Origin of the sequence: Devosia sp. (genome assembly GCF_025809055.1) — a bacterium.
GTDB lineage: Bacteria > Pseudomonadota > Alphaproteobacteria > Rhizobiales > Devosiaceae > Devosia.
Window position 1 is genome coordinate 1,642,574 of the sequence record NZ_CP075529.1, and the last position, 21,178, is coordinate 1,663,751.

General features: G+C 61.7%; 22 protein-coding genes. 11 read left to right on the forward strand and 11 right to left on the reverse strand.

Annotated elements, in window-relative coordinates:
- Window positions 1–441 (forward strand): hypothetical protein, encoded by a 441-nt coding sequence (locus KIT02_RS08040; protein WP_297584688.1) that lies wholly within the window; start codon window positions 1–3, stop codon window positions 439–441.
- 1 nt (window position 442) lies between these two features.
- Here the strand turns inward: KIT02_RS08040 and KIT02_RS08045 are convergent, their stop codons facing one another.
- The 4 genes from KIT02_RS08045 to KIT02_RS08060 form a co-directional block, all read right to left on the reverse strand.
- A complete protein-coding gene (locus tag KIT02_RS08045; RefSeq protein ID WP_297584690.1) occupies window positions 443–1,954 on the reverse strand; it encodes an HWE histidine kinase domain-containing protein in 1,512 nt (503 codons plus the stop codon).
- A 49-nt stretch (window positions 1,955–2,003) separates the two neighbouring features.
- Window positions 2,004–2,960, reverse strand: a complete 957-nt coding sequence (locus tag KIT02_RS08050; protein ID WP_297584693.1) for a diacylglycerol kinase family protein — start codon at window positions 2,958–2,960, stop codon at window positions 2,004–2,006.
- Window positions 2,957–4,246, reverse strand: a complete 1,290-nt coding sequence (locus KIT02_RS08055) for a CHASE3 domain-containing protein (RefSeq protein WP_297585163.1) — start codon at window positions 4,244–4,246, stop codon at window positions 2,957–2,959. The genes KIT02_RS08050 and KIT02_RS08055 overlap by 4 nt, the downstream gene beginning before the upstream one ends.
- A 252-nt stretch (window positions 4,247–4,498) precedes the next feature.
- The gene (locus KIT02_RS08060; protein ID WP_297585166.1) at window positions 4,499–5,191 is read right to left on the reverse strand and encodes a Crp/Fnr family transcriptional regulator; all 693 of its coding nucleotides are present in this window, start codon (window positions 5,189–5,191) and stop codon (window positions 4,499–4,501) included.
- A 139-nt stretch (window positions 5,192–5,330) separates the two neighbouring features.
- On the opposite strand from KIT02_RS08060, the gene KIT02_RS08065 reads away from it, so the two are divergent.
- Window positions 5,331–5,753, forward strand: coding sequence for a hypothetical protein (locus KIT02_RS08065; RefSeq protein ID WP_297584696.1), 423 nt, complete (start codon window positions 5,331–5,333; stop codon window positions 5,751–5,753).
- Here the strand turns inward: KIT02_RS08065 and KIT02_RS08070 are convergent.
- Both KIT02_RS08070 and KIT02_RS08075 read right to left on the reverse strand, forming a co-directional pair.
- A complete protein-coding gene (locus KIT02_RS08070) occupies window positions 5,750–6,301 on the reverse strand; it encodes an RNA polymerase sigma factor (RefSeq protein WP_297584698.1) in 552 nt (183 codons plus the stop codon). The genes KIT02_RS08065 and KIT02_RS08070 overlap by 4 nt on opposite strands.
- Before the next feature lie 3 nt (window positions 6,302–6,304).
- The gene (locus tag KIT02_RS08075; protein ID WP_297584702.1) at window positions 6,305–6,526 is read right to left on the reverse strand and encodes a NepR family anti-sigma factor; all 222 of its coding nucleotides are present in this window, start codon (window positions 6,524–6,526) and stop codon (window positions 6,305–6,307) included.
- A 151-nt stretch (window positions 6,527–6,677) separates the two neighbouring features.
- Here KIT02_RS08075 and KIT02_RS08080 point away from each other — a divergent pair, with 151 nt between their 5' ends.
- Complete coding sequence (locus KIT02_RS08080) at window positions 6,678–7,472, forward strand: response regulator (RefSeq protein ID WP_297584705.1); 795 nt, start codon at window positions 6,678–6,680, stop codon at window positions 7,470–7,472.
- 113 nt (window positions 7,473–7,585) lie between these two features.
- Complete coding sequence (locus KIT02_RS08085; protein ID WP_035084044.1) at window positions 7,586–7,750, forward strand: DUF1328 domain-containing protein; 165 nt, start codon at window positions 7,586–7,588, stop codon at window positions 7,748–7,750.
- A gap of 49 nt (window positions 7,751–7,799) precedes the next feature.
- Here the strand turns inward: KIT02_RS08085 and KIT02_RS08090 are convergent, their stop codons facing one another.
- The gene (locus KIT02_RS08090) at window positions 7,800–8,591 is read right to left on the reverse strand and encodes a YdcF family protein (protein ID WP_297584709.1); all 792 of its coding nucleotides are present in this window, start codon (window positions 8,589–8,591) and stop codon (window positions 7,800–7,802) included.
- A 149-nt stretch (window positions 8,592–8,740) separates the two neighbouring features.
- Here KIT02_RS08090 and KIT02_RS08095 point away from each other — a divergent pair, with 149 nt between their 5' ends.
- The 5 genes from KIT02_RS08095 to KIT02_RS08115 all read left to right on the forward strand — a co-directional run bounded on the left by KIT02_RS08095 (window position 8,741) and on the right by KIT02_RS08115 (window position 13,111).
- Window positions 8,741–9,538, forward strand: a complete 798-nt coding sequence (locus KIT02_RS08095; RefSeq protein ID WP_297584711.1) for an amino acid ABC transporter ATP-binding protein — start codon at window positions 8,741–8,743, stop codon at window positions 9,536–9,538.
- A 66-nt stretch (window positions 9,539–9,604) separates the two neighbouring features.
- The gene (locus tag KIT02_RS08100) at window positions 9,605–10,357 is read left to right on the forward strand and encodes a transporter substrate-binding domain-containing protein (RefSeq protein WP_297584713.1); all 753 of its coding nucleotides are present in this window, start codon (window positions 9,605–9,607) and stop codon (window positions 10,355–10,357) included.
- A 63-nt stretch (window positions 10,358–10,420) separates the two neighbouring features.
- On the forward strand, window positions 10,421–11,233 hold the full coding sequence (locus KIT02_RS08105; protein WP_297584715.1) for an ABC transporter permease subunit: 813 nt from the start codon (window positions 10,421–10,423) through the stop codon (window positions 11,231–11,233).
- Window positions 11,233–11,967: an ABC transporter permease subunit gene (locus tag KIT02_RS08110; protein ID WP_297584718.1), complete on the forward strand. Its 735-nt coding sequence runs from the start codon at window positions 11,233–11,235 to the stop codon at window positions 11,965–11,967. Before KIT02_RS08105 ends, KIT02_RS08110 begins: the two co-directional genes overlap by 1 nt.
- Before the next feature lie 4 nt (window positions 11,968–11,971).
- Window positions 11,972–13,111, forward strand: coding sequence for a succinylglutamate desuccinylase/aspartoacylase family protein (locus tag KIT02_RS08115; protein ID WP_297584720.1), 1,140 nt, complete (start codon window positions 11,972–11,974; stop codon window positions 13,109–13,111).
- A gap of 4 nt (window positions 13,112–13,115) precedes the next feature.
- Here the strand turns inward: KIT02_RS08115 and KIT02_RS08120 are convergent, their stop codons facing one another.
- Complete coding sequence (locus KIT02_RS08120; protein ID WP_297584723.1) at window positions 13,116–15,476, reverse strand: bifunctional diguanylate cyclase/phosphodiesterase; 2,361 nt, start codon at window positions 15,474–15,476, stop codon at window positions 13,116–13,118.
- A gap of 222 nt (window positions 15,477–15,698) precedes the next feature.
- Between KIT02_RS08120 and KIT02_RS08125 the strand changes: the two genes are divergently transcribed.
- Together KIT02_RS08125 and KIT02_RS08130 are read left to right on the forward strand one after the other, a co-directional pair.
- On the forward strand, window positions 15,699–17,054 hold the full coding sequence (locus KIT02_RS08125; RefSeq protein ID WP_297584726.1) for a pyridoxal phosphate-dependent aminotransferase family protein: 1,356 nt from the start codon (window positions 15,699–15,701) through the stop codon (window positions 17,052–17,054).
- 8 nt (window positions 17,055–17,062) lie between these two features.
- Window positions 17,063–17,455, forward strand: coding sequence for a response regulator (locus KIT02_RS08130; RefSeq protein WP_297584729.1), 393 nt, complete (start codon window positions 17,063–17,065; stop codon window positions 17,453–17,455).
- 64 nt (window positions 17,456–17,519) lie between these two features.
- On the opposite strand, the gene KIT02_RS08135 is transcribed toward KIT02_RS08130, so the two are convergent.
- The 3 genes from KIT02_RS08135 to uxuA form a co-directional block, all read right to left on the reverse strand.
- On the reverse strand, window positions 17,520–17,921 hold the full coding sequence (locus tag KIT02_RS08135) for a response regulator (RefSeq protein ID WP_297584733.1): 402 nt from the start codon (window positions 17,919–17,921) through the stop codon (window positions 17,520–17,522).
- Between the two features lie 13 nt (window positions 17,922–17,934).
- The gene (locus tag KIT02_RS08140; protein WP_297584736.1) at window positions 17,935–19,851 is read right to left on the reverse strand and encodes an ATP-binding protein; all 1,917 of its coding nucleotides are present in this window, start codon (window positions 19,849–19,851) and stop codon (window positions 17,935–17,937) included.
- A 66-nt stretch (window positions 19,852–19,917) separates the two neighbouring features.
- Window positions 19,918–21,138 carry a mannonate dehydratase gene (gene uxuA / locus KIT02_RS08145; RefSeq protein ID WP_297584739.1) on the reverse strand — a complete coding sequence of 407 codons (1,221 nt, stop codon included), beginning with the start codon at window positions 21,136–21,138 and terminating at the stop codon, window positions 19,918–19,920.
- Between the last annotated feature and the right edge of the window lie 40 nt (window positions 21,139–21,178).

The window sequence follows — 21,178 nt, forward strand, 5'->3', positions numbered from 1 at the left end:
ATGAACCTGCTCGCCCCCCTTGCCGCTCTGTTCGGCATCGAGGTCGAACGGACGGTTCATCAGGCCAAGACCCTGGCCCTGATCTACGGCTTGATCGGCCTTTCATTCGCGATCGCGTTCGGCTTCCTTGTGGCGGCCGGATACATCGCCACCGCACAGTACCTCGGACCTATCCAGGCCGCCCTGATCTTTGCCGGGGGGTTCGTGGTGCTCGGCGGTGTTTTCCTGCTCGGCCTCGGCATTGGTAACGGCCGCCGCCGGCAGCAGATCGCACGCAAGCGCCGGTCGAGCGAGACGGGGGCCCTGATCACCACCGCCGCCTTGACCGCGCTGCCGGCCGTGCTCAAGTCTCCGGCAATCGTGAAGCTGGGGATTCCGGCGGCGGCAATCGCCGCATTCGCCCTCCTCCGCGATAGCGATGACGCAAAGCCGGACGACTAGTTCAGGCTTCGGGCAGCGGAAGCCAAACCGCTGCCCGCACCCCGCCGGGGTGCATGTCCAGTTGCACCTGGCTGCCCAGGACCTTGGTCAGGCCGCGCTCGATGAGCTGGCGGCCCAATCCACGTTCGGCCGTCACGTCAACCTTGGGACCGCCGGTCTCGAGCCAATCCAGCCGGAGCCCCGGCACCGGATCGGATTCCACCCGCCAATCCACGCTGACCTCACCGCTCGGGACCGAACTGGCGCCGTGGTGGCGCGCATTCGTCGCCATTTCATGCAAGAGGATTCCGAGGCCGACAGCATGGTCGGGCGGCAACAGCACATCTGGTCCGCTGACCTTTAGCCCGGGCCCCGTGCGGTCGAGGTCGCCGCCCAGTTGGGCTTCCAGAATCTGGCGCAAATGGACCCCTGACCAATCCTGATCGGCAAGGAGGACGTGAATTTCCGAAATGGTTCGGAGGCGGCCTGAAAATGCGTCGATGAAATCCTGCGGATCGGCATGTTGCCGCAATGTTTGCCGCGCCACCGACTGGATCATCGCAAGGGTGTTCTTGACCCGATGGTTGAGCTCCCGCAACAGCGACCGGGTCTGTTCCGCGCTCCTGCGGCTCTCGGTTATGTCGACCGCAACGCCCATCATGACCAGAGGCTTTCCGGCATCGTCCCGCTGGTAGATGCGCCCGCGCATGGCCAGCCAGTGTCCATTACTCGATACGCGGCCCTCGGCCTCGTAGTCCGACCCGTCGACAAGACTGGAGGCCAGGGCGGCCGCAACCGCTTCCCTGCCCTTTTCGTCCCAGGCATCCAGCACATCGGACATCTGGATCGCCGCGCCGGGTCCGAAGTCGTTCATGCGCCGGAATGCATCATTGCAGGTCAGCCGGCGTGTGGGAATGTCGAGCATCCAGCTTCCGACATTGCCGGCTTCGAGCGTGAAGGCATGGCGCCACTCTTCACGGAGCAGCGCAGCACTCGTTCGTGCCCGGTTGCGAGCTTCATCCTTGAGGGAGAGCAGGGAAGCGGCGGTGGCAGCCAGGTCGCGCAGCAACGCCATCGTCTCTTCGGCGGGTGCCTCGCGAGGCGTCGGATCGAGGACGCAGATGGTGCCTATGCGCTCGCCGCGCACCACAATCGGAACGCCGGCATAGAACCGGATACCAGGCCAACCGGTCACGAACGGGTTTTCGGCAAAATCGGGATGCTGACTGGCATCGCAGACCACCAGCTCCTCGCCCGGTGCGGCGATCGTATAGGCACAGAAAGACTGTTCCGCGGGGGTTTCGCTCAGCCCCTCGACCCCGAAACAGGCCCGGTACCACTGGCGATTGGCATTGAGCAGCGTGACCTGGGAAAAACTGGCGTTGAACAGCGCTGCGGCCATCCGCGCCAGTCGATCAAAATCCCGATCCGGTGGCGTGTCGAGCACGTCCAACTCTTCAAGGACCGCCAGACGTTGCGGATCTTCAAGGGCCCTGCGGACATAATCTGGCAGGGTGGGATCGGATTTCGTCACTTCACTTTCCTAACGCCTCCAGCGCAAGGCGGGAGGTGGACAAGTCGGCTCAACTCCTGAAGCGCGAATTGGTTCCGACATTTTTTTCTGATGCCCCAACTTTTTGCTCTCTTGGCCGAAAGACGGCAAGGCCGCCGGGACGAACCTCGAGTTCGACGTGCTGATCCAGGCTGATCAGTTCCCCGTCAATGACCGCGTGATTGCCACGCCGGCGGCGCGGAAAGTGCAGATGCAGGCGGGGAACCTCGGCCTCGCTGACCAGCGCATTCGTGCGCCAGCGCGCCGTGGCCAGGTCCATCACGAGACCCGCCAGTTCGGCGGTCGTCAACTGGTCAGCCAGATAGACCCCCAGCCGCCCCGAATCCAGCGTCCGGGCAACAGGCACCGAACTATCGTCCAGAGGATTATTGGATACCGCAATGCCGGATACCGTACGCTTGACCTTGCCACCGGGTCCGTTCAATTCCACCTCGAAACGAGGCGGATTGACTGCGGCCGCAGCGACGGAGCGCAGGCTGGCCATCATCTTGCCGACCCGGCTGCGGTACACCATGCCATCGCGAATGCGCACGAGCCGCGCGTGGATGCCGACGCCAAACTGATGCACGAAAGGCCGCCCATTGGCGGTGGCGATGTCAACCTGCTCGATCGTGCCCCCGGCAATTGCCGCCAAGGCCGCATCGAGATCCAGCGGCATGCCCAGGGCCCGGGCGAACAGGTTCATGGTGCCCGCCGGGAGGACGCCCAGCGGCTTTCCCGACTTGAAGGCCTGGGCCGCGGCGGCCGACACCGTGCCATCGCCACCGCCAATGACGATCGCCTCGACCTTTGGATCATTACCGGCCTCTGTCAGGGTCGCCTCGACCTCGTCGCGGCTCACGATCCGGCAGTCCAGCTTGTGACCACCGGCCTCGAATATGTCCACGGCACGGGCGCAAAGGGCCTCGACATCCATCGTGCGCAGCGTGCCGCCATCACGATTGAAAATGGCTCGAATTTGCATCATGCCTCCGATGCATCATGACGGTCGAGGGATACCAATTGGATCCTGACCGTAAGACCCTTGCCCGCAGTGCTTTCATACGCGGGCTGCCCGCCAAACTGACCGGCAAGCTGGCGCACAATCACCGAACCGAGGCCACCATCTTCCTCGCCGGCCTCGGCGGACAGACCAACCCCGTCATCGGCAACTTCGAGAACCGGAACCTGGTCCGCATCGCGCTTCAGCGACACCACGATCTCGCCCTTAGTCTTGTCGGGAAAAGCATGCTTGAGCGCATTGGTCACGAGTTCGCCAACGAGAATACCAAGCGTCGTGGCATCGCGCGCGCCCATGACGATGGGGTCGATTTCGCTTCGGATGGCGATGTTCTGGCCATCGACTTGGGTCTTGGCAATATCCTCCAAGACCGCTGACAGAAACTCGTCGGCGCTGGCGGAGTCGAGATCGCCACCCAGCCGCAACCGGCGGTGTGACGAGGCAATGGCATGAACCCGCAGGCGCGCCGCCTCAAGGGCCGACCTGACGTCTTCGGACGAAGACCGTATGCTTTGAAGCGCCAGGAGCGAAGAAACCGTGGCCAGCGAATTGCCGATCCGATGGTTGGCATCCTGGAGCAGCGTCTCGACCCGTTCGCGCTCATGCTCGGCATGAGCACGTGCTTCCTCGATGTCGCGGGTCCGCGCCGCGATTTCTTCCTCGAGAGCCTCATTCTGGCTCAATAGGCCCCGGCGCTGCCTTGCGAGGTCGGAAACCTGGCGCTGTGTGCGGGTCAGCAGTGCATAGGCCAGTGTCACGGCCGCAGCCATGGCGGCGATCAGGGCGATCACCAGCGCCGTTCGCGTCTGGTCCATATCCAGATTGCGGCGGCTGAGCTTGTCGTCTTCCTCGGCGATAAAGGCCTCAAGCGTGGTTGTCACCTCGGCCATCAGGCGGGCACCCATGCCGGTCTCGGTCAATGTCTGGGCTTCCTCCACCCGCTCGGTGCTCGCCAGTTCCACGGCCCGCGACATTTCGGCCATCTTGCCGACTATGTCGGTCCTGATGCTGTCCACGCGCACCGCCTGGAGCGGGTCTCCCGCGGTCATCTCGACCAGGGTCTGTACCCGATTGTCCAGACCGGTCACGGCATCTGCATAAGGCGCGAGGAACCGGCGGTCCCCGGTGAGCAGGAATCCACGTTGATTGGCTTCGGCCTGATTGAGCGCATTGGTCAACTCGCGCGCCGCGTTGCGCACCTGATAGCTCTTGGTGACGTCGGTGATTTGCCGTTCGATGCCCTGGAGCAGCATCAAGGCGGCAACGGCGGCAAGACAAATGAGCGTCAGCGAACTCCAGATCGCCACCCTGCGCCAGCTGATCATCCTGCCGGTGCTCGACCTCGTCATCAGCAAGTCAACTCCGTCGGACATGTGATCCCGCCAGTAGCCAGAGTGCGCCTATCAGCACACAAGTGTAAGTGCGCAATGGCCATTTTGAGGCCAAGGCACCGTATTGGGACATTGTGAATGGTCCATGCATCCGCCAGTGTGCATCCTGCCCCCCTAGATCAGTGGCCGCTGCAGATCTTTCGGCCGATCCCAGCCTGCCAACCCTTCCAGCCCGGCTGGATCGAGAATTTCGCAACTGCGCTCAAGCCAGCGAATGAGACCCTGATTGCTGAGTTTTCTCAGGGTCTTGTTGGTGTGGACGATGGACAAACCCAATGTGTCCGCGACGTGCTGCTGCGTCAGGGGAAGGATCGCCTTGCCGTTCTTTCCCAGCCCCACCGATGCCGCACGGTCATTGAGGAAAGCCAGGAGATAGGCCGCGCGTTCAATCGCCGTGCGCCGGCCGACGCTGAGCAGGTGATCGTCCAGCATGCGCTCTTCGCGCGCGGCCAGCCAGGTCACGTCATAGGACAGGCCCGGGTGATTCCTGAACAACTCGAACAAGCGGTCGCGCTGGAATACGCACAGCACAAGCTGCGACAATGCCTCCACCGAATGATCAAGTTCGCCGATCATCGATCCCTGCAGACCCACGAGGTCGCCGGGCAAGAGGTAATTGAGGATTTGCCGCCGGCCATCTTCCAGGGTCTTGAACCGAAAAGCCCAGCCGGAGAGCACGGTGAACATATGAGCACTATGCGTACCCTCGGTCACGATGCTGGCGCCCGCTTCAGCCGTCATCTCCCCGGTCTTGAAGCTGGAAATGAATTTGAGCTCAGGTGCGGCAAAATTGCGGAACTTCGGCATTGCCCTGAGCGGGCACTCTTCGCATGGGACCCGACGGCCCACATTTGGCAGGACTAAGCTCACAGAAAATGTCGACGCTCCGGTGTGATCTTGAGCTTCAACGCCCGGATCGGCCGCTTGTTCCACATGTCAAACTTAAATGACGACTCCGCGCGCCTGGGCCATCAGTGCCCGCATCGGGGACAGGAAAAACATGCTTTCAGGCCGCGCGGCGCTCATCGTCGAGTCAGAATACATTATCGGCATGGATGTGCAGGCCCTGCTACAGGGGCTGGGCGCCGAGCCGGTCTACATTGTGCGGACGTCGGCGGAGGCGGCGGAGGTACTGCAACGCGACATCAGCGTCTCTCTTGCGGTCATCGAAGCCGAAACCCACAAACCCGAACTGATCGACCTGGTGCTTCGCCTGACCGGCCTGGGCATTACCGTGATCTGCACGACAGCTGATCGGCAGCTTGCCCATGATCGCCCCGAGTTGACCGGCCATACCCTTCTGGTCAAGCCGGTCCCCGAGGATGATCTGCTCGCGGCAATTACCGCGGTCTTCGGCAGCGAGCGCTAGATGTGGCCGCTGCCCGCCGTCACCTGGGACGAAACCGCATCCGGGCCATAGTCGGATTCGCCGTTCACCTTGAGCAGGTCGGCCAGGCGCGTGCGCGCACGGCTGACGCGGCTCTTCATCGTACCCACGGCACAATCACAGATGTCGGCCGCTTCCTCATAGGAGAACCCGGAGGCGCCGATCAGGATGATCGCCTCGCGCTGATCGTCCGGCAATTGCGACAGAGCCTTTTTGAAGTCTTCCATATCCATCGAGCCATACTGGGATGGATGAACCGACAGCCGCTCGGTGAAAATTCCGTCGGTGTCCTGAACCTCGCGACCGCGCTTGCGCATCTGGCTGTAGAATTCGTTGCGGAGGATGGTGAAAAGCCAGGCCTTGATATTGGTGCCCATCTCAAAGCTGGACTGTTTGGCCCAGGCCTTCATCACCGTGTCCTGAACAAGATCATCCGCCTTGTCGTGCTTGCCGGTCAGCGAGACCGCAAAGGCGCGAAGACTGGGGAGCGTTGCAAGCATTTCCCGCTTGAAGGAGGTACCCTCGCTCATGAACTACTTCCCATCAGCGATGCGCTTGCCCGGAGATTGCGCCTCTTCGGCACTGTCGAGCCTTTCCAGCAGGTCCAGCAATTGACCCGGCACGCCTTCGTCCTGCACCGCGCCGTAAAGCGCACGCAGGCGCGAGCCGATATCGCTGTTCGGGCCAAGGCCCTCTTCCACCCGGCCAGCCTTGGCGCCGTGGCGCGACTGGGTCAGATTGCTGTCTTTAACCATACTGAGGGAACCGTTCCGTCATTATTGCCCGTATTGTGCGGTAGGAATGCGCCGAACCGAAAAAAGTTCCACTTGTGCGGAACTTTTCTTTGTCACACCCGTTGAGGGGGTTCGTGAGCACACGAATAAGCGTCACTGGGAGTCCAACTTAATGTCTTTGTCCACGCGGATCGCGCCGCATCTTCCCTATCTGCGTCGATTTTCCCGGGCCGTCACCGGATCGCAAACTTCGGGAGATGCCTATGTTGCGGCCACTCTCGAAGCGTTGATTGCGGACATTTCTCTGTTCCCTGAAGCGTCTAGCGACCGGATTGCCCTTTACCGGCTGTTCTCTACGCTTTTCACCAGTTCTGCCGTTCGCATACCCGAACCTGTTTCCAATTTCGCCTGGGAACAGCGTGCTGCGTCCAACCTGGCAAACCTAGCTCCGCGGCCGCGCCAGGCCTTTCTCCTGGTGGCCGTAGAGGGCTTTACCCACGCCCAGGCAGCCGAAGTGCTGGATCTCGACGAAGACGAATTCGGAACCCTACTGGACGAGGCCTCGCACGAGATTTCCCGCCAGGTTGCAACGGAAATCATGATCATCGAGGACGAACCGCTGATCGCGATGGACATCGAACAGATGGTCGAGAGCCTGGGCCACAAGGTCGTCAGCATCGCCCGCACCCATAAGGAAGCGGTCAATCTGTTCAATCAGACGCAGCCGCGCATGATCCTGGCCGACATTCAATTGGCCGATGGCAGCTCGGGCATCGATGCAGTCAACGACATCCTGACATCTCACTCGGTACCGGTGATCTTCATCACCGCCTTCCCCGAGCGGTTGTTGACCGGAGAGCGTCCGGAGCCGACTTTCCTCGTGACCAAGCCGTTCAATCCGGACATGGTCAAGGCCCTGATCAGCCAGGCCCTGTTCTTCTCGGAAGACTCGCGCGCCGCAGCCTGATAGACACCAAAACCGCATCTAGAGCCCGCCATTTGGCGGGCTTTTTGTTTTAAGATCCGGAACTTCTGTTTGGCGCAATCGTTGATTGAGCAAGATAAAACATGGAGGCTCCCATGCTCTACTATGCTCTCGTCTTTCTGGTGATTGCGCTCATTGCCGGCGTTCTTGGCTTCGGCGGCATTGCCGGCGCATCTGCCGGTATTGCGCAAATCCTGTTCTTCCTGTTCCTGGCTTTTCTGGTTGTGTCCCTGGTCATCGGACTGTTCCGCCGGACTTAGCAGGAGCGAAGCGTAAGACACGCAGCGGCGCCCATCGGGCGCCGCTTTTTTATGGCGCCGGCAGGAATTCGCTTGTCCGGCCCGTCCAGTGATAGGCGAGCAATCCAATCCATTCCCGCATGGCAATCGTCGCCGTTTCCAGGTTCTGATTTGGATTGGCAATGTCGATTGCCATGCCCTGGTCTCCGGCGCTGCGATAGTCTGTCGGCCACGCAAGGACTTCAATACCTTGCTGGCGAAAAATGCCGACAGAGCGCGGCATGTGGAAGGCGGACGTCACCAGCACGACCACCCCGTCCTCTTCATTCAGGGCCGCCCGGCTGAGGCTGGCATTTTCTGCGGTATTTCGCGATTCCTCTTCGAGGATAAGCCGGTCTTCGGCCACGCCGAGATTGGTCAGGAAACGGGCCATGGTTTCCGCCTCGCTCTCCGTTTCGCCCATCAGAAATCCGCCGCCCCTGCTCAGCATCACCTTCGCCTCGGGATACTGGCGGGCCAACCAAAGCGTTGTCGCCAGGCGATCGCCGGCCTGGTTGAGCTCGGCAATGCCGCGGGCCGTGCTTGGCCGCGCCATGGTAGCACCCCCAAGGACGATGATTGTGCCCACAGTTTCCGGTGCGGTGCTCGGAACCTGAAAGCGGTTCTCGAGCGGCTGGATGATCACATAGCCCAGGCTGGTGAAGCCAACCAGAAACTGAATGATGGCCGCGATGGCCAGCGCCGCAAGGCCCGTGCGGCGACGCCGCCAGAACACCAGAGCCAAACCGCCCAGGACCAGCAGCAGCACCAGGCTCGTCGGCTGCACCAGAAGCCAAAACAGTTTCGATAGGGAAAAGAACATCTGGCAACCACTCCCGGTCCGCAGGATAACCGCTTTTTTGCTTGCTATCTCACCGGCTTCTGGTTTTCTACCAACTGGTCAAGATTGCCAGGTCAACAATTAGGCAGTCGCCCGGTCAGGAAGGCCCCTCCAACGGGTCCAAGGTGAGCATGACGCAAGCTGAACCCGTCGTCGCGGGGGCATCGCCGGTTGTCGAATTGCGCAATCTGCACAAGTCCTTTGGCGCCCTCGAGGTCCTCAAGGGTATTTCCTTCACCGCACGGGAAGGTCAGGTCGTCTCCCTCATTGGCTCATCCGGCTCCGGCAAATCCACCTTGCTGCGCTGCGTCAACATGCTGGAAATTCCCGATAGCGGCGACGTGATGATCGACGGTGAAGCCATCCGCCTTGGAGGCGCGGGCCAGCGCCGCCATATCGCCGACGAACACCAGGTGCGCCGTATCCGCTCGGAACTGGGCATGGTGTTTCAATCATTCAATCTCTGGGCCCACATGACCATTCTGGAGAATGTCATGGAGGCGCCGCTTGTCGTGCAGAAGCGTCAGCGCGACGAGGTCGAGCGCGAGGCGCGCGAGATGTTGGACAAGGTGGGAATTGGCGCCAAGGCCGATGCCTATCCGGCACAACTCTCCGGCGGCCAGCAGCAGCGGGCCGCCATAGCGCGAGCCCTGTGCATCAACCCACGGGTGATGCTGTTCGACGAACCCACATCGGCGCTGGACCCGGAACTCGAAGTCGAGGTGCTGCGCGTCATCAAGCTCCTGGCAGACGAAGGGCGCACCATGATCCTGGTCACCCATGACATGGACTTTGCCCGATCCGTATCGGACCGCGTGATCTTCCTGCACCAGGGGATGATCGAAGAGGAGGGTTCGCCCGATGAAGTCTTCGGCGCCACCCGATCCGCCCGTCTCAAGCAATTCCTCAATGCCGCCAGCCATGCCTGACGGATGCTGAGGTGCGACCCGGCTCAACCGGGCGAATAGAACGAAAAACAGTCAAGGAGAACATCAATGAAGACAATCCTTCTGACCGCAGCTGCGGTCCTGGCGCTGGGCACCCCCGCCTTCGCGCAGGAAACGGTCCGCATCGCCACCGAAGGCGCCTATGCCCCCTGGAATTTCCTCAATGACGCTGGCGAACCTGCCGGTTTCGAAATCGATCTGGGCAACGCCATCTGCGAGAAGGCCGAATTGAGCTGCGAGTGGATCATCAACGATTGGGACTCGATTATTCCCAATCTTCTGGCGGGCAACTACGATCTGATCATGGCGGGCATGTCGATCACCGACGAACGCCTTGAAACCATCGACTTCACCCAGAACTACTTCCCGCCCGATCCGTCCAAGTATGTCGCCGCCGCTGGCGCCAACCTGGATTTTGCCGCGCTTTCGGGCGCGCGTGTCGGCGTTCAGGGTGGCACCATCCAGGCCGCATACGCTGAGGAAAACCTGGGCGGCGCCAACACCATCGTCACCTTCTCCACCGCCGATCAGGCCATGGCTGACCTGGCCGCAGGCAATCTCGACACCATCCTGGCCGACGGCGCCTATCTCGAACCCGTCGTGACCGCATCCAGCGGCGCGCTCGAGTTCGTTGGCGAAGACGTCATGATCGGTGGCGGTGTCGGCGCCGGCGTGCGCAAGGAAGATGCTGACCTCAAGGCCAAGGTTGACGAGGCCCTGACCGCCCTCAAGGCAGATGGCACCGTTGACGGGCTGATCGCCCAGTGGTTCGACGGCAAGGGTCCGTACTTCGCCGAATGATCGGTATCTGATTAAGTCGATCCCTCCCGCCCCCGGGAGGGATCACCAGCGCAAGGACGCGGGATGCCCGAGGATATCGCCTTCTGGGTCGGCTACCTGACCAATGGCAAGCACCTGACCTGGTATGCGAGTTTCCAGTTCACCGTCTATGCGGCCCTGCTCGGTGGATTGTTGGCCGTGGTTTTCGGCCTGACCGGCGCCACCCTGAAAAACTCGCGATTTGCCGTCCTTCGTCTCATCGGCACGGTCTATTCTTCGATCGTTCGGGGCGTACCCGACGTCCTGTTCTTCCTGTTCTTTCCCCTGGCCTTCGAGCAAGCGGTCGAATGGTTCGTGTCCACGCAGGTGTGCACGCCCGAATCCATTGCCGCCCAGACCTCGCCGTGGCCGCCCTGCAGGGAGGCCAACTGGTTCCTGGGCACGGCCGAATATCTGCTCCTCGCCAGCGTTTCGCTCGGCCTCGTCTATGGAGCCTTTGCAACCAATGTCATTCACGGCGCCATGCGGGCCGTACCGCAGGGTCAACTCGAGGCCGCCCGCGCCTATGGCATGTCGGCGACACAGGTGCTCTGGCGCGTCCACATCCGCCAGATGTGGGTCTATGCCCTACCCGGCCTGTCCAATGTCTGGATGCTGATCGTCAAGGCCACGTCCCTCCTGTCTCTGCTCCAGATCGCCGACATCGTGCTCTGGGCCGACCGGCTCGGCGCACCGAACTTCCTGCCGGCGGTGGGACTGGTTCATGACGACTGGCGCTGGCGGTATTACCTCGTGCTGTTCGTCTTCTACATCCTCGTCACCTGGCTCTCCGAAAAAGCCTTCGATGCCATCATGCGGCGCGCGGGGCGCGGCATTCTGAGCGAGGCACACGGCTGATGCAGGCAATACTGAACGATCTCGCGATCATGGCCCCGGCGGTGCTGTTCAACATCTACTTCGCCGCCGCTTCCATCCCGATCGGCTTCGTGCTCGCCATTTTCCTGGCCCTCGGCAAGGCGTCCGACAACCCGGTCCTGAACCGGCTCTCGCGTGGCTACATCTATGCCTTTCGCGGGTCTCCGCTCTTCATCCAGTTCTTCATGTTCTATTCGCTCGCGCTGTCCCTCAATCTCACGCTGTGGCGGCCTCTGGGCATTTCCGGCTTCGTGCTGCATCCCCTGTTCATGGGCCCGCTGGTGCTGATCCTGAACACCGCCGCCTATACGGCAGAAATTTTCTATGGCGCCCTGCGCGCCGTGCCCCGTGGCGCCGTGGAAGCGGCCCGCGCCTATGGCATGAGCCGCAGCCAGCAGTTCCGCCGTGTCATCTGGCCCAACCTCATCCGGCTCGCCTGGCCCGCCTACACCAACGAAGTGGTGTTCCTGTTCCACGCGACCGCCATCGTCTATTTCGCGCTGCCGGTCGTTGGCGCGCAGGCCGACCTGATGACAACGGCGAAGTCGCTGTTCGAGCGCGACTTCAATGCTTTCCTGCACTTCTCGGTAGCTGCCCTCTACTTCCTCATCGTATCGCTGGTGGTGTTTTTCTTTTTCGGCCTCATCTATCAGCGCCTGATGCGGCACCTGCCTGCCCAACCCCGTATGCGTTTTGCGCCGAAATGGCTTCGCTAGTCCCATGAGCTTTCAGCACCACACGACCACATTGACCGGTGACGCGCCGGGTCACTCCACCACGCTGCACTGGTTCACAGCCGGCCCCGCCGATGGGGTCAAGAAGGTGCATCTGCAGGCTGCGCTTCATGCCGATGAACAACCGGGCACCATGGTGCTGCACCACCTCTTGCCCATGCTGAAAGAGGCCGATCAAGCCGGTTTGCTGAACGCCAGGTTTGCGGTTTTCCCCTCGGTCAATCCCTTGGCCTTGGGGACGCGGGTGCTGCGCCGCCACATCGGGCGCTACGATCTCTCGACCGGCATCAACTTCAATCGCCGGTGGCCCGACCTCTATCCGCTGGTCGCAGACCGGATTGCCGGAAAACTCAGCGACGACGCAGGCGCCAATGTCGCGATCATCCGCGCGGCCGTCGGGGACTGGCTGGCGCAGCAAACGCACTCCGGCGCAGCCCAGACCCTCCGGCATCTGGTCATGACGTCCGCCCATGATGCCGACATCGTCCTGGACCTGCATTGCGACGACGACAGTCTCATGCACATTTTCACCTCGCCCGAGCTCATGCCCGGGCTGCAGGATCTGGCCGGGCACATGGGTGTCGCCGCAACTCTGACCGCCGAAGACAGCGGCGGCGGCTCGTTCGACGAAGTCCTGCCCTCCCTGTTCCGCAAGGCAGGCCGGGCCAATCCGGGCTTCCCCATTCCCGCCGCCGCTGAAACGGCGACGCTCGAATATCGCGGACAGGCCGATGTCGAGGATGCTCTGGGCGTCGGCGATGCAAGGGCACTGTTCAACGTATTCGTTGGACGCGGCCTGATCCGCGGTGAGCCGGTTCCGCCTCCCGCTGCGCCGGAGCCAACGCCGTTCGAGGCCACGGAAGTGCTTCGCGCGCCTGGGCCGGGCCTTCTGGCCTATAGGGTCAAGCTTGGCGATCGGGTGCGCAGGGGCGATGTCGTCGCCGACCTCATCAGCATGGATGGGCCGGAGGCATTTTTCGAGCGTCTGCCGATTTTGGCAGGTACGGACGGATTCATCCTGTCACGGGCCAGCGCCAGGCTGGCCGAACGCGGCAGTGCCGTCGCCAAGATCGTGGGCACCGAAATCCTGCCGGCGCGAGCCGGTGGATACCTCTTGGAAGACTGAGCCGCTAGGACCCGATCAGGGCCTTTTCTGCCTCGGCCTTGACCGCCGATGCCTGAGTGGGAACCATCGAAAGCAGGTAGTGCGGCAGGTCAATGCTGTCGAGGGGGCGGGCGAAATGGAAGCCCTGCAATTGGTGGCAGGCAATTTCGGACAGGAAGGCGGCCTGCTCCGCCGTCTCGACACCCTCGGCGGTAATCTTGAGCTTGAGCGTTCTGCCCAGCGAGGTAATGGCGCGCAGGATGTCGCGGGCCACCTCATCGCTGGCAGAGGCCTCCACGAAAGACCGGTCGATCTTGATCTTGTCGAATGGGAATTTTAGCAGGTAGCCGAGGGATGAATAGCCTGTGCCGAAGTCATCCATGGCGATGGTGACGCCGAGATCACGGATGCCGGACAGCTTGTCGATGACATCATCCGGGTCCTCGATCAGCAGGCCCTCGGTGATCTCGATTTCGAGGCGATGCGGTGCAAGTCCGGACCGCGTCAGGGCCTTTTGCAGCACCGACTTGATGTCCGACCGGCGGAAATGCTTGGCCGACAGATTGACCGCCACAGTGAGGTGATCGGGCCAGTCCGCTGCCGCAAGGCATGCGGTTTCGATGGTCCAGTCGCCGATATCGACGATCAGGCTGGATTGCTCGGCGACAGGGATGAACTCGGCAGGCGGCACCAGCCCGCGAATGGGGTGGTCCCATCGGATCAGGGCTTCGAAGCCCATGGGCTGCTCGTTCTCGGCATCGACCAGCGGCTGATAGTGCAGCACCAGTTCGCCATTGCCGATCGCATCGCGAAGCTCGGCCTCGAGAAGCCGCTTTTCCCTCGCTTCTGAATCCATCTGGCTCTCGAAGAAGCGGAACACCGAGCGACCGTCGGCCTTGGCACGGTAGAGCGCCAGGTCGGCATTGCGGAGCAACTGGTCCGGGCGCGTGCCGTTTATGGGTGCCATGGCAATGCCGATACTCGCCCCAATCGAAAGGTGCTCATCCTCGATGACCACTGGATCGCGGATGGCCTCGATCAGGCGATAGGCGAGGTCAGCCAGGCCATCCCGGTTCGCATCATTGGGCAATAGAATGGCGAACTCATCGCCGCCGAGCCGGGCGACGAGATCGGTTTCGCGAACCTGTTCCTCGATGCGCCGCGCGATCTGCACGAGCAGGCGGTCGCCGACCATGTGCCCGCGTGTGTCGTTGACGGCCTTGAACTGGTCGAGATCGAGGAAAATGACCGAAAAGGGAGTGCCATACCGCTCGAGCCGGGCGACGGACAGGCTGAGCTGTTCGGTGAACTTGCCGCGATTGAGGAGCCCGGTCATCGAGTCATGATGGGCGAGCAGGGTGATGCGGCGCTCGGCGACCTTGCGCTCGGTAATGTCCGAGCCCGTCCCGAGATAGCCAAGATAGGCACCGGCCTCGTCGAATACCGGCTTACCCGTCAATGTCCACCAGCAGGTCTGGCCATCGGCCGTAACGAGCAGTTCGATATCCTGAAAGGTTGCACGCCTTTGCACATGCTCTTCAATCTGGTTGACCAGCGGATCATCCGGCGGCGTGATGCAGCGAAGGAAATAGACGAAGTCAGCGCCAACCAGCGCCTCCTCGGTCACACCGGTTGCTTGGGTGAAGCCGTCCGAAATGCGGTTGAGATCGCCGGCCTCGTCGAAGCCCCAGATCCAGTCAGATGACGTGCGCTCGAATTCTCGCAGCAACAGTCCGATGATCTCGCTTTTCTCCTGAACCAGCAGTTCTGATACGCGCCGCGCTACAAAGGACGCGGCATGATTGAGGGAAATCACGGCGACGATGAAGGTAAAGCCGGTGAGCAGCAGGGCGAGGCCGAACAGGTTGTCAATATTGCCCAGGCTATCCAGCCCGCTGAGCAGGCCAACCGCCATTGGAATGACAAAAGCGGCCATGGCCTGGGGGTAGATCAGCAGCGCCAGGATCGAGATGCAAAAGAGCCCGCCGCCGCTCACCAGAACCGCACCGTGAACGGACTCCGTCAGCCCCGCCTGCACGAAATTCATCAGCACGGCCCACAGGCATCCCGCCAATGCCGCGTGCAAGACGGTCATGCAGGCGCGGGTGTTCACATTGCCCGCGTCAGGGCGCAGAACGGCCCAATAAGCACCATGCGCATGGAGAAAATTGATCGGCACCAGAATGGCGAGCGCGACCGGAAAGACCGGCGTTCCCAGGGCCAGAAGAAGAAAGACGATGGAGACGATCAGGGATGCTGCGAAAAGGTAGGGGGCAGACCGGCTGACAGTTTCCAATTGCTGCGCCATGAGTTTTTCGCGCACAGCCGTGCCCAGTCCGTCCGCGCCGATGGCGCGGTCGACGAATTGGTTGCCGAGCGTGATCATTCGCCTGACGAGCATCATGGCCCCACACTGCGCTGAGGCCGCTTAATTTTGTGTGAGATCGGAACGCAAATGGCCCCGCTTCCTTGAGCATTCACGGGAAATTAATGCCGTTTTCGATGTCTGGCGCGTTAGGGAAAATAAACCGATCCGATTAAGCTCGATTTCAGCGAGCAATTTTAGCCTAAGTGCAAATACGGCCAGAAGGGCCAGCATGGAGTGCGCATGGAAAAGACATTTGAATCCGTTCCAGAAGGAGCGCTGACTGGCAGCCTGCGGGACTATCGTGCGCCTGAGGGCGCAGACCTGGTCGGTCGCGTGGGGGCCTTCTACGAATGGCAGAACCTGCGCCGCGAGCACGGTCTCTGGCCCTATGCGCGTTCCACTGAAACGGCGCCCCAAGCCCGCTGCGAGGCTCGCACGGATTCGGGGCAGACCTTTGCTGGCATCAACTTCGCCAGCCAGGATTATCTCAGCCTGTCATCGCATCCGGCGGTCAAGCAGGCCGCCATCGACGCCATCGCCGAATATGGCGTGCACAGCGCCGGCTCGGCCGCCCTGCTGGGCAATACGGCAAACTCGCTCAAGCTCGAGCAGGGCCTGTCAGAGTTTCTCGGCGGCCGCGAGATCGTGCTCTACCCCACCGGCTGGGCAGCCGGATACGGTTCGATCCAGGGCTTCGTGCGCACCAATGATCACGTCGTGATGGACATTCTGGCCCATTCCTGCCTGCAGGAAGGCGCCAAGGCGGCCACGCAGAACATCCACTATCATGGCCACATCAACCTTGATGCCCTGGCTCGCAAGCTTGAGCGCATTCGCAACAACGACGCTCAGAATGGCATCATGGTCGTGACCGAAAGCCTGTTCTCCATGCATTCGGACACACCGGATCTGGGCGCCATGCGCGCCCTGTGTGACCGGTTCAACGCCACGCTTCTGGTGGATTGCGCGCACGACCTCGGTTCGATCGGTGATGATGGCCTCGGCCACCTTGGCCTCCAGAACATGCTCGATGGGGCCGATATCATCATCGGATCGTTCTCCAAGACCTTCGCGTCCAATGGTGGTTTCATCGCCGTTCGGGATCGCGCCACGGCCGAGTATCTCAAATATTACAGTGCCACCCATACCTTCTCGAACGCATTGTCCCCGGTTCAGGCCGCGAGCGTGCTCACGGCACTGAACATCGTGCGGTCCGAGGAAGGCCGGCAGTTGCGTCGCAAGCTCATGGACAACATCCTCTATCTGCGCGCCGAAATGACCAAGGCTGGCCTCGAAACCCTAGGCGATCCATCGCCGATCGTGCCTGTCCGGCTGGGGCTGGAAGGCGTCGGGCGCTTCGCGTCCCGCCACCTTTCGGCGCTGGGCGGCATCGCAAACCTGGTCGAGTATCCGGCCGTTCCCCAGGGCGGCGCCCGGTTCCGCTTCCAGGTCATGGCCTCCCACTCCTTCGAGGACATCGATCAGGTTGTCGAAATCCTGGCCAGGTCCATGCGCGACGCCGACCTTGAATACCGGGTCAGCCACGAAGGCCAGGCGGCCGAACCGCGCCGGGCCGGCCGGACCGGCGCCGCCTGAGGACGCCAGTGGCCCCGCCCCTCAAACTGCTCGCCGTGGACGACGATGCGTCCTCGGCCGAACTGGTGGTCCGGATTGCCGAGCGCTGCGGCCTCGAGGGGTTTGCAACAACCGACTCCCGCGGCGTGATCAATCTCGTCGCGGCACTCTCTCCCGATATTCTCGCCGTCGACGTCTCCATGCCGCATCTCGATGTATTCGAGCTTTTCGGCCTGTTGTCGCAGGAGGGGTATCAGGGGGACATTATCGTGGTCAGCGGCCAGGACCCGGTGATGCTGGAAATGACCGCCAAGGCGGCCGATGCCCTCAACCTGCGCCGGCCAATGCTGCACCAGAAGCCGCTGGATCTGGCGGCGCTGCGTGAGACATTCGCCACCCTCAGGGCCGGAAGAGGCGCCTAAGACGTCTCCGCATGGCGGCGCCGTGACTCAACAGCACTGATCGAAACGGCCCCGCGGTTTTCCCTCAAGGAAGATTGATACTCATCGCCGCCGGCGGCGTTTTCGGGCCGAGCACGGCCTCGATCTTGCCGAGCAGTCGCGGCAGATCGACCGGCTTGGTATCGAAGTCGATACAGCCCGCGGCCAGTGCATTGGCCCGGTCGCTTTCAAAGGCACTCGCCGTCAGAGCGATGATCGGCAGGGCCGCCGTTTCCGGATCGGCGCGAATGCGGCGGGTCGCCTCACAGCCATCCATTTCCCCGAGACCGATATCCATCAGGATGACATCGGGCATCAGCGACTTGGCCGCAGCGATGCCGCTTGGACCATCCTCGGCGAAGCGGATCGAAAAGCCGCGGCGTTCCAGTCGGCGCCCCAGCACATCCCGATTGATCGGGTTGTCTTCCACTATCAGCACCATCGCCATTGCGTTTTCCTTCTTAGAAGCTGGTGGCCTTCGCGGCGCGACCCCGTACCGACCTTACCCCCGCCATCGCGGCCTTGACCTTGGAGGTATCGAGCGGCTTGACCACAATGCCATCCGCACCGGCAGCCTGCGCCTTGGCCCGTTCGCCCAGGATTGAGATCATGAACACTGGGATATCGGCTGTGCTGGGATCGGCCTTGAGCGCGGCCAATACGTCCCACCCGTCAAAGCCTGGCATCAGAATATCGAGGAAGATGGCCGCCGGACGCACTGCCCGTGCCATCTGCAGTGCCGACTGCGGCGCATCCGTACACACCGGCACAAACCCTTCCTTGCGGAACAGCCGCTCGGCCAGTTCGAGGAAGTTGCGATCATCGTCCACGATCAGCAGGCGCGCCCGCTTGTCGTGATCCTGATCGTGTCCGTTCATGGCCGCGTAGCCGTCGCCACGCTCGACGAGTTCCGCCTCCAGATCCTCGATCAGGTCCTGATCGTCGGTGACCACGGCTTCGGCTATTTCAGACCGTCCCGGCTCAGACGGCGACGTCGTCTGCTGCGCGCTGGGATCGGCCGGCAGGAAAATGGCAAACCGGGACCCTTTGCCCAGTTCGCTCTGGAGTTCGATGCGCCCGCCCATCAGCCGGCACAGGTTTTGCGAAAGCGCCAGGCCAAGACCCGTCCCGCCATAGACGGCGGCGATCTTTGAATTGGCCTGGCTGAAATTGTTGAACAGGGCCTTCTGCTGCTCGGGTGAAATGCCGATGCCGGTATCGGCGACCCCGATCTCCACCCAGTCCTGCCCATCCAGTTGATGGCGCACGGCATCAAGGGTGATCTGCCCGTTCTGGGTAAACTTGCTGGCATTGGAGAGCAGGTTGAATATTGCCTGCCGCAGCTTGGTGGCATCGGACTTGATCGTGCCCAGCGCACTGCGCCGATCCACCACAAAGCTGTTTGTATTCTTGGCCGCCAGCGGACGCGCGGTGGATTCGACTTCGTCCACCAGCTTGTCGAGATCCACGCTTTCCAGATGCAGCGCCATCTTGCCGGCCTCGATCTTGGAGATGTCGAGGATATCATTGACCATGGACAACAGGTGCTTGCCGGCGGCGCTGATCTTCTGGAGATCGGCAATCTGCTCGCCGCGGCCGTCGAGCTCAGCGTCTTCGAGCAATATTTCCGAATAGCCAAGAACCGCATTGAGCGGCGTGCGCAGTTCATGGCTCATCTTGGCGAGGAATTCGGATTTGGCGCCATTGGCGCGTTCGGCCTCTTCCTTGGCAACGGTCAGCGCCTGCAGCGTATCCTGATGGCGCTCGATTTCCCTGATCAGCTCGGACTGGCTATCCACCACGCTCGAGTAGTAGGCAGCCATCATGAACACATAGATGTTCGCGCCCAATGCCGACAGCACGCCGGCCACCACCATGTTCTCGACCGGAATGTGGATGGGAAAAGCGCCATAGAGGTAGAACGCATAGAGCGCCGCCATGCCGCCGGATATCAGGGAGAACACGAAGATGCGGGCGGTCCAGGTGGAGCCGAGATACATGAAGGCCAGCAGCGGGATGAGCACCAGCCAGACCAGGAATGGCGAGCTCGTGCCGCCATAATTGTAGGTGCCCCAGAGCACGCAGAAGGTCAGGTTCACGACCGATGCCATGGCCAGCGGCACATAGGCGCGGGGCATGAGCTTGAACAGGGCGAGAAATGGCCAAAAACCCCAGATGGAGGCGGCCAGGATGGCGACATGCGGATTGGGACTCGGGTCCGCCAGCCACAGAAACACCGGGATGGGCGTTGCGATGATGGGCCCGAAAATGTGGCTGATGATGAACATCTGCACCCGCTTGCGCCGGTGCAGATCGTCCTTCAGGTCGTCGGGCGTGAACCACGCGACCAGGCGCTGCAGCGCCACCAAAGCATCCATCGAGATCGCCTCTTGTGCGCGAAATTCTCCTGCAATACTGGCGCCAACCCTTTGAAAAGTCGTAAACTACCGCTTTCCAATACCATGCTGGCCATGCTCGAGTGCCGTCATCACGCCACGCAACTCGGCCAGACCCTTCATGCGTCCGATGGTCGGATAGCCAGGCTGGGACCGCCGTCCCAGGTCATCGAGTATATCCTGTCCATGGTCCGGGCGCATCGGGATTTCCCAATCTTTGCGTCCCTCCGCCTTCCGCCGCCTCTCTTCGGTAATGATCGCTGCAATCAGGGCCACCATATCGGTGTCGCCGCCCAGATGCTCGGCCTCGAAGAACGACCCGGCTATGTCACCGCCATCGCGCTTGACGTTGCGCAGGTGAAGGAAATGCACCTTGGGCCCAAATCGCGCCATCATGGCCGGCAGGTCATTGTCCGGCCGTGCCCCCAGCGAGCCGGAACACAGCGTCATGCCGTTTGCCGGGCTGTCCACGGCATCCATGATGTAGGCGTAGTCATCTTCCGTCGACATGATCCGCGGCAGACCGAGAAGCGGGAACGGCGGATCATCGGGATGACAGCACAGCCGTAGTCCAAGGTCTTCTGCCACGGGCACGACTTCTTCCAGAAAAGCCACGAAATGATTGCGCAGTTGATCGCGGCTGATGCTGCCATACTCGTCCAGATGCGCCTGCACATCCTCCAGCGACATGGATTCGGTTGATCCGGGCAGGCCCATGGTCACGTTGCGGGCAAGCTGTCGCTTGTCATCTTCGTTCATTGTCTCGTGGCGGCGGGCCGCCTCGTCGGCAATGGCATTGGTGAAGTCGGTCGCTGCGCCCGGCCGCTTGAGGATGTGGATATCGAATGCCGCAAAATCGTTGATATCGAAACGCATGCACGATCCGCCATTGGGCACCGTCCAACGCAGATCGGTGCGGGTCCAATCCAGCACCGGCATGAAATTATAGCAGATGGTCTCGATGCCGCTTTCCGCCAGATTGCGCATCGAAACCTTGTAATTGGCGACGTGGTCCCGCCATGCCCCCTTCTGCTTCTTGATGTCCTCGCTGACCGGCAGGCTCTCCACGACATCCCAGGTCAGGCCGGACGCCGAGCCATCCTTGCGCGTCGCGATCTCGTTGTGGCGCCTGGCAATCTCCTCTGCCGTCCAGACCACGCCATTGGGTACATGGTGCAACGCGCTGACAACACCGGCCGCTCCAGCCTGGGTGATGTCGTCGATACTGGTCAGGTCTTTGGGGCCGAACCACCGCCAGGTCTGTCGCAACTTTCAAGTCTCCATCAAACAGAGGAATACAATAACGGCG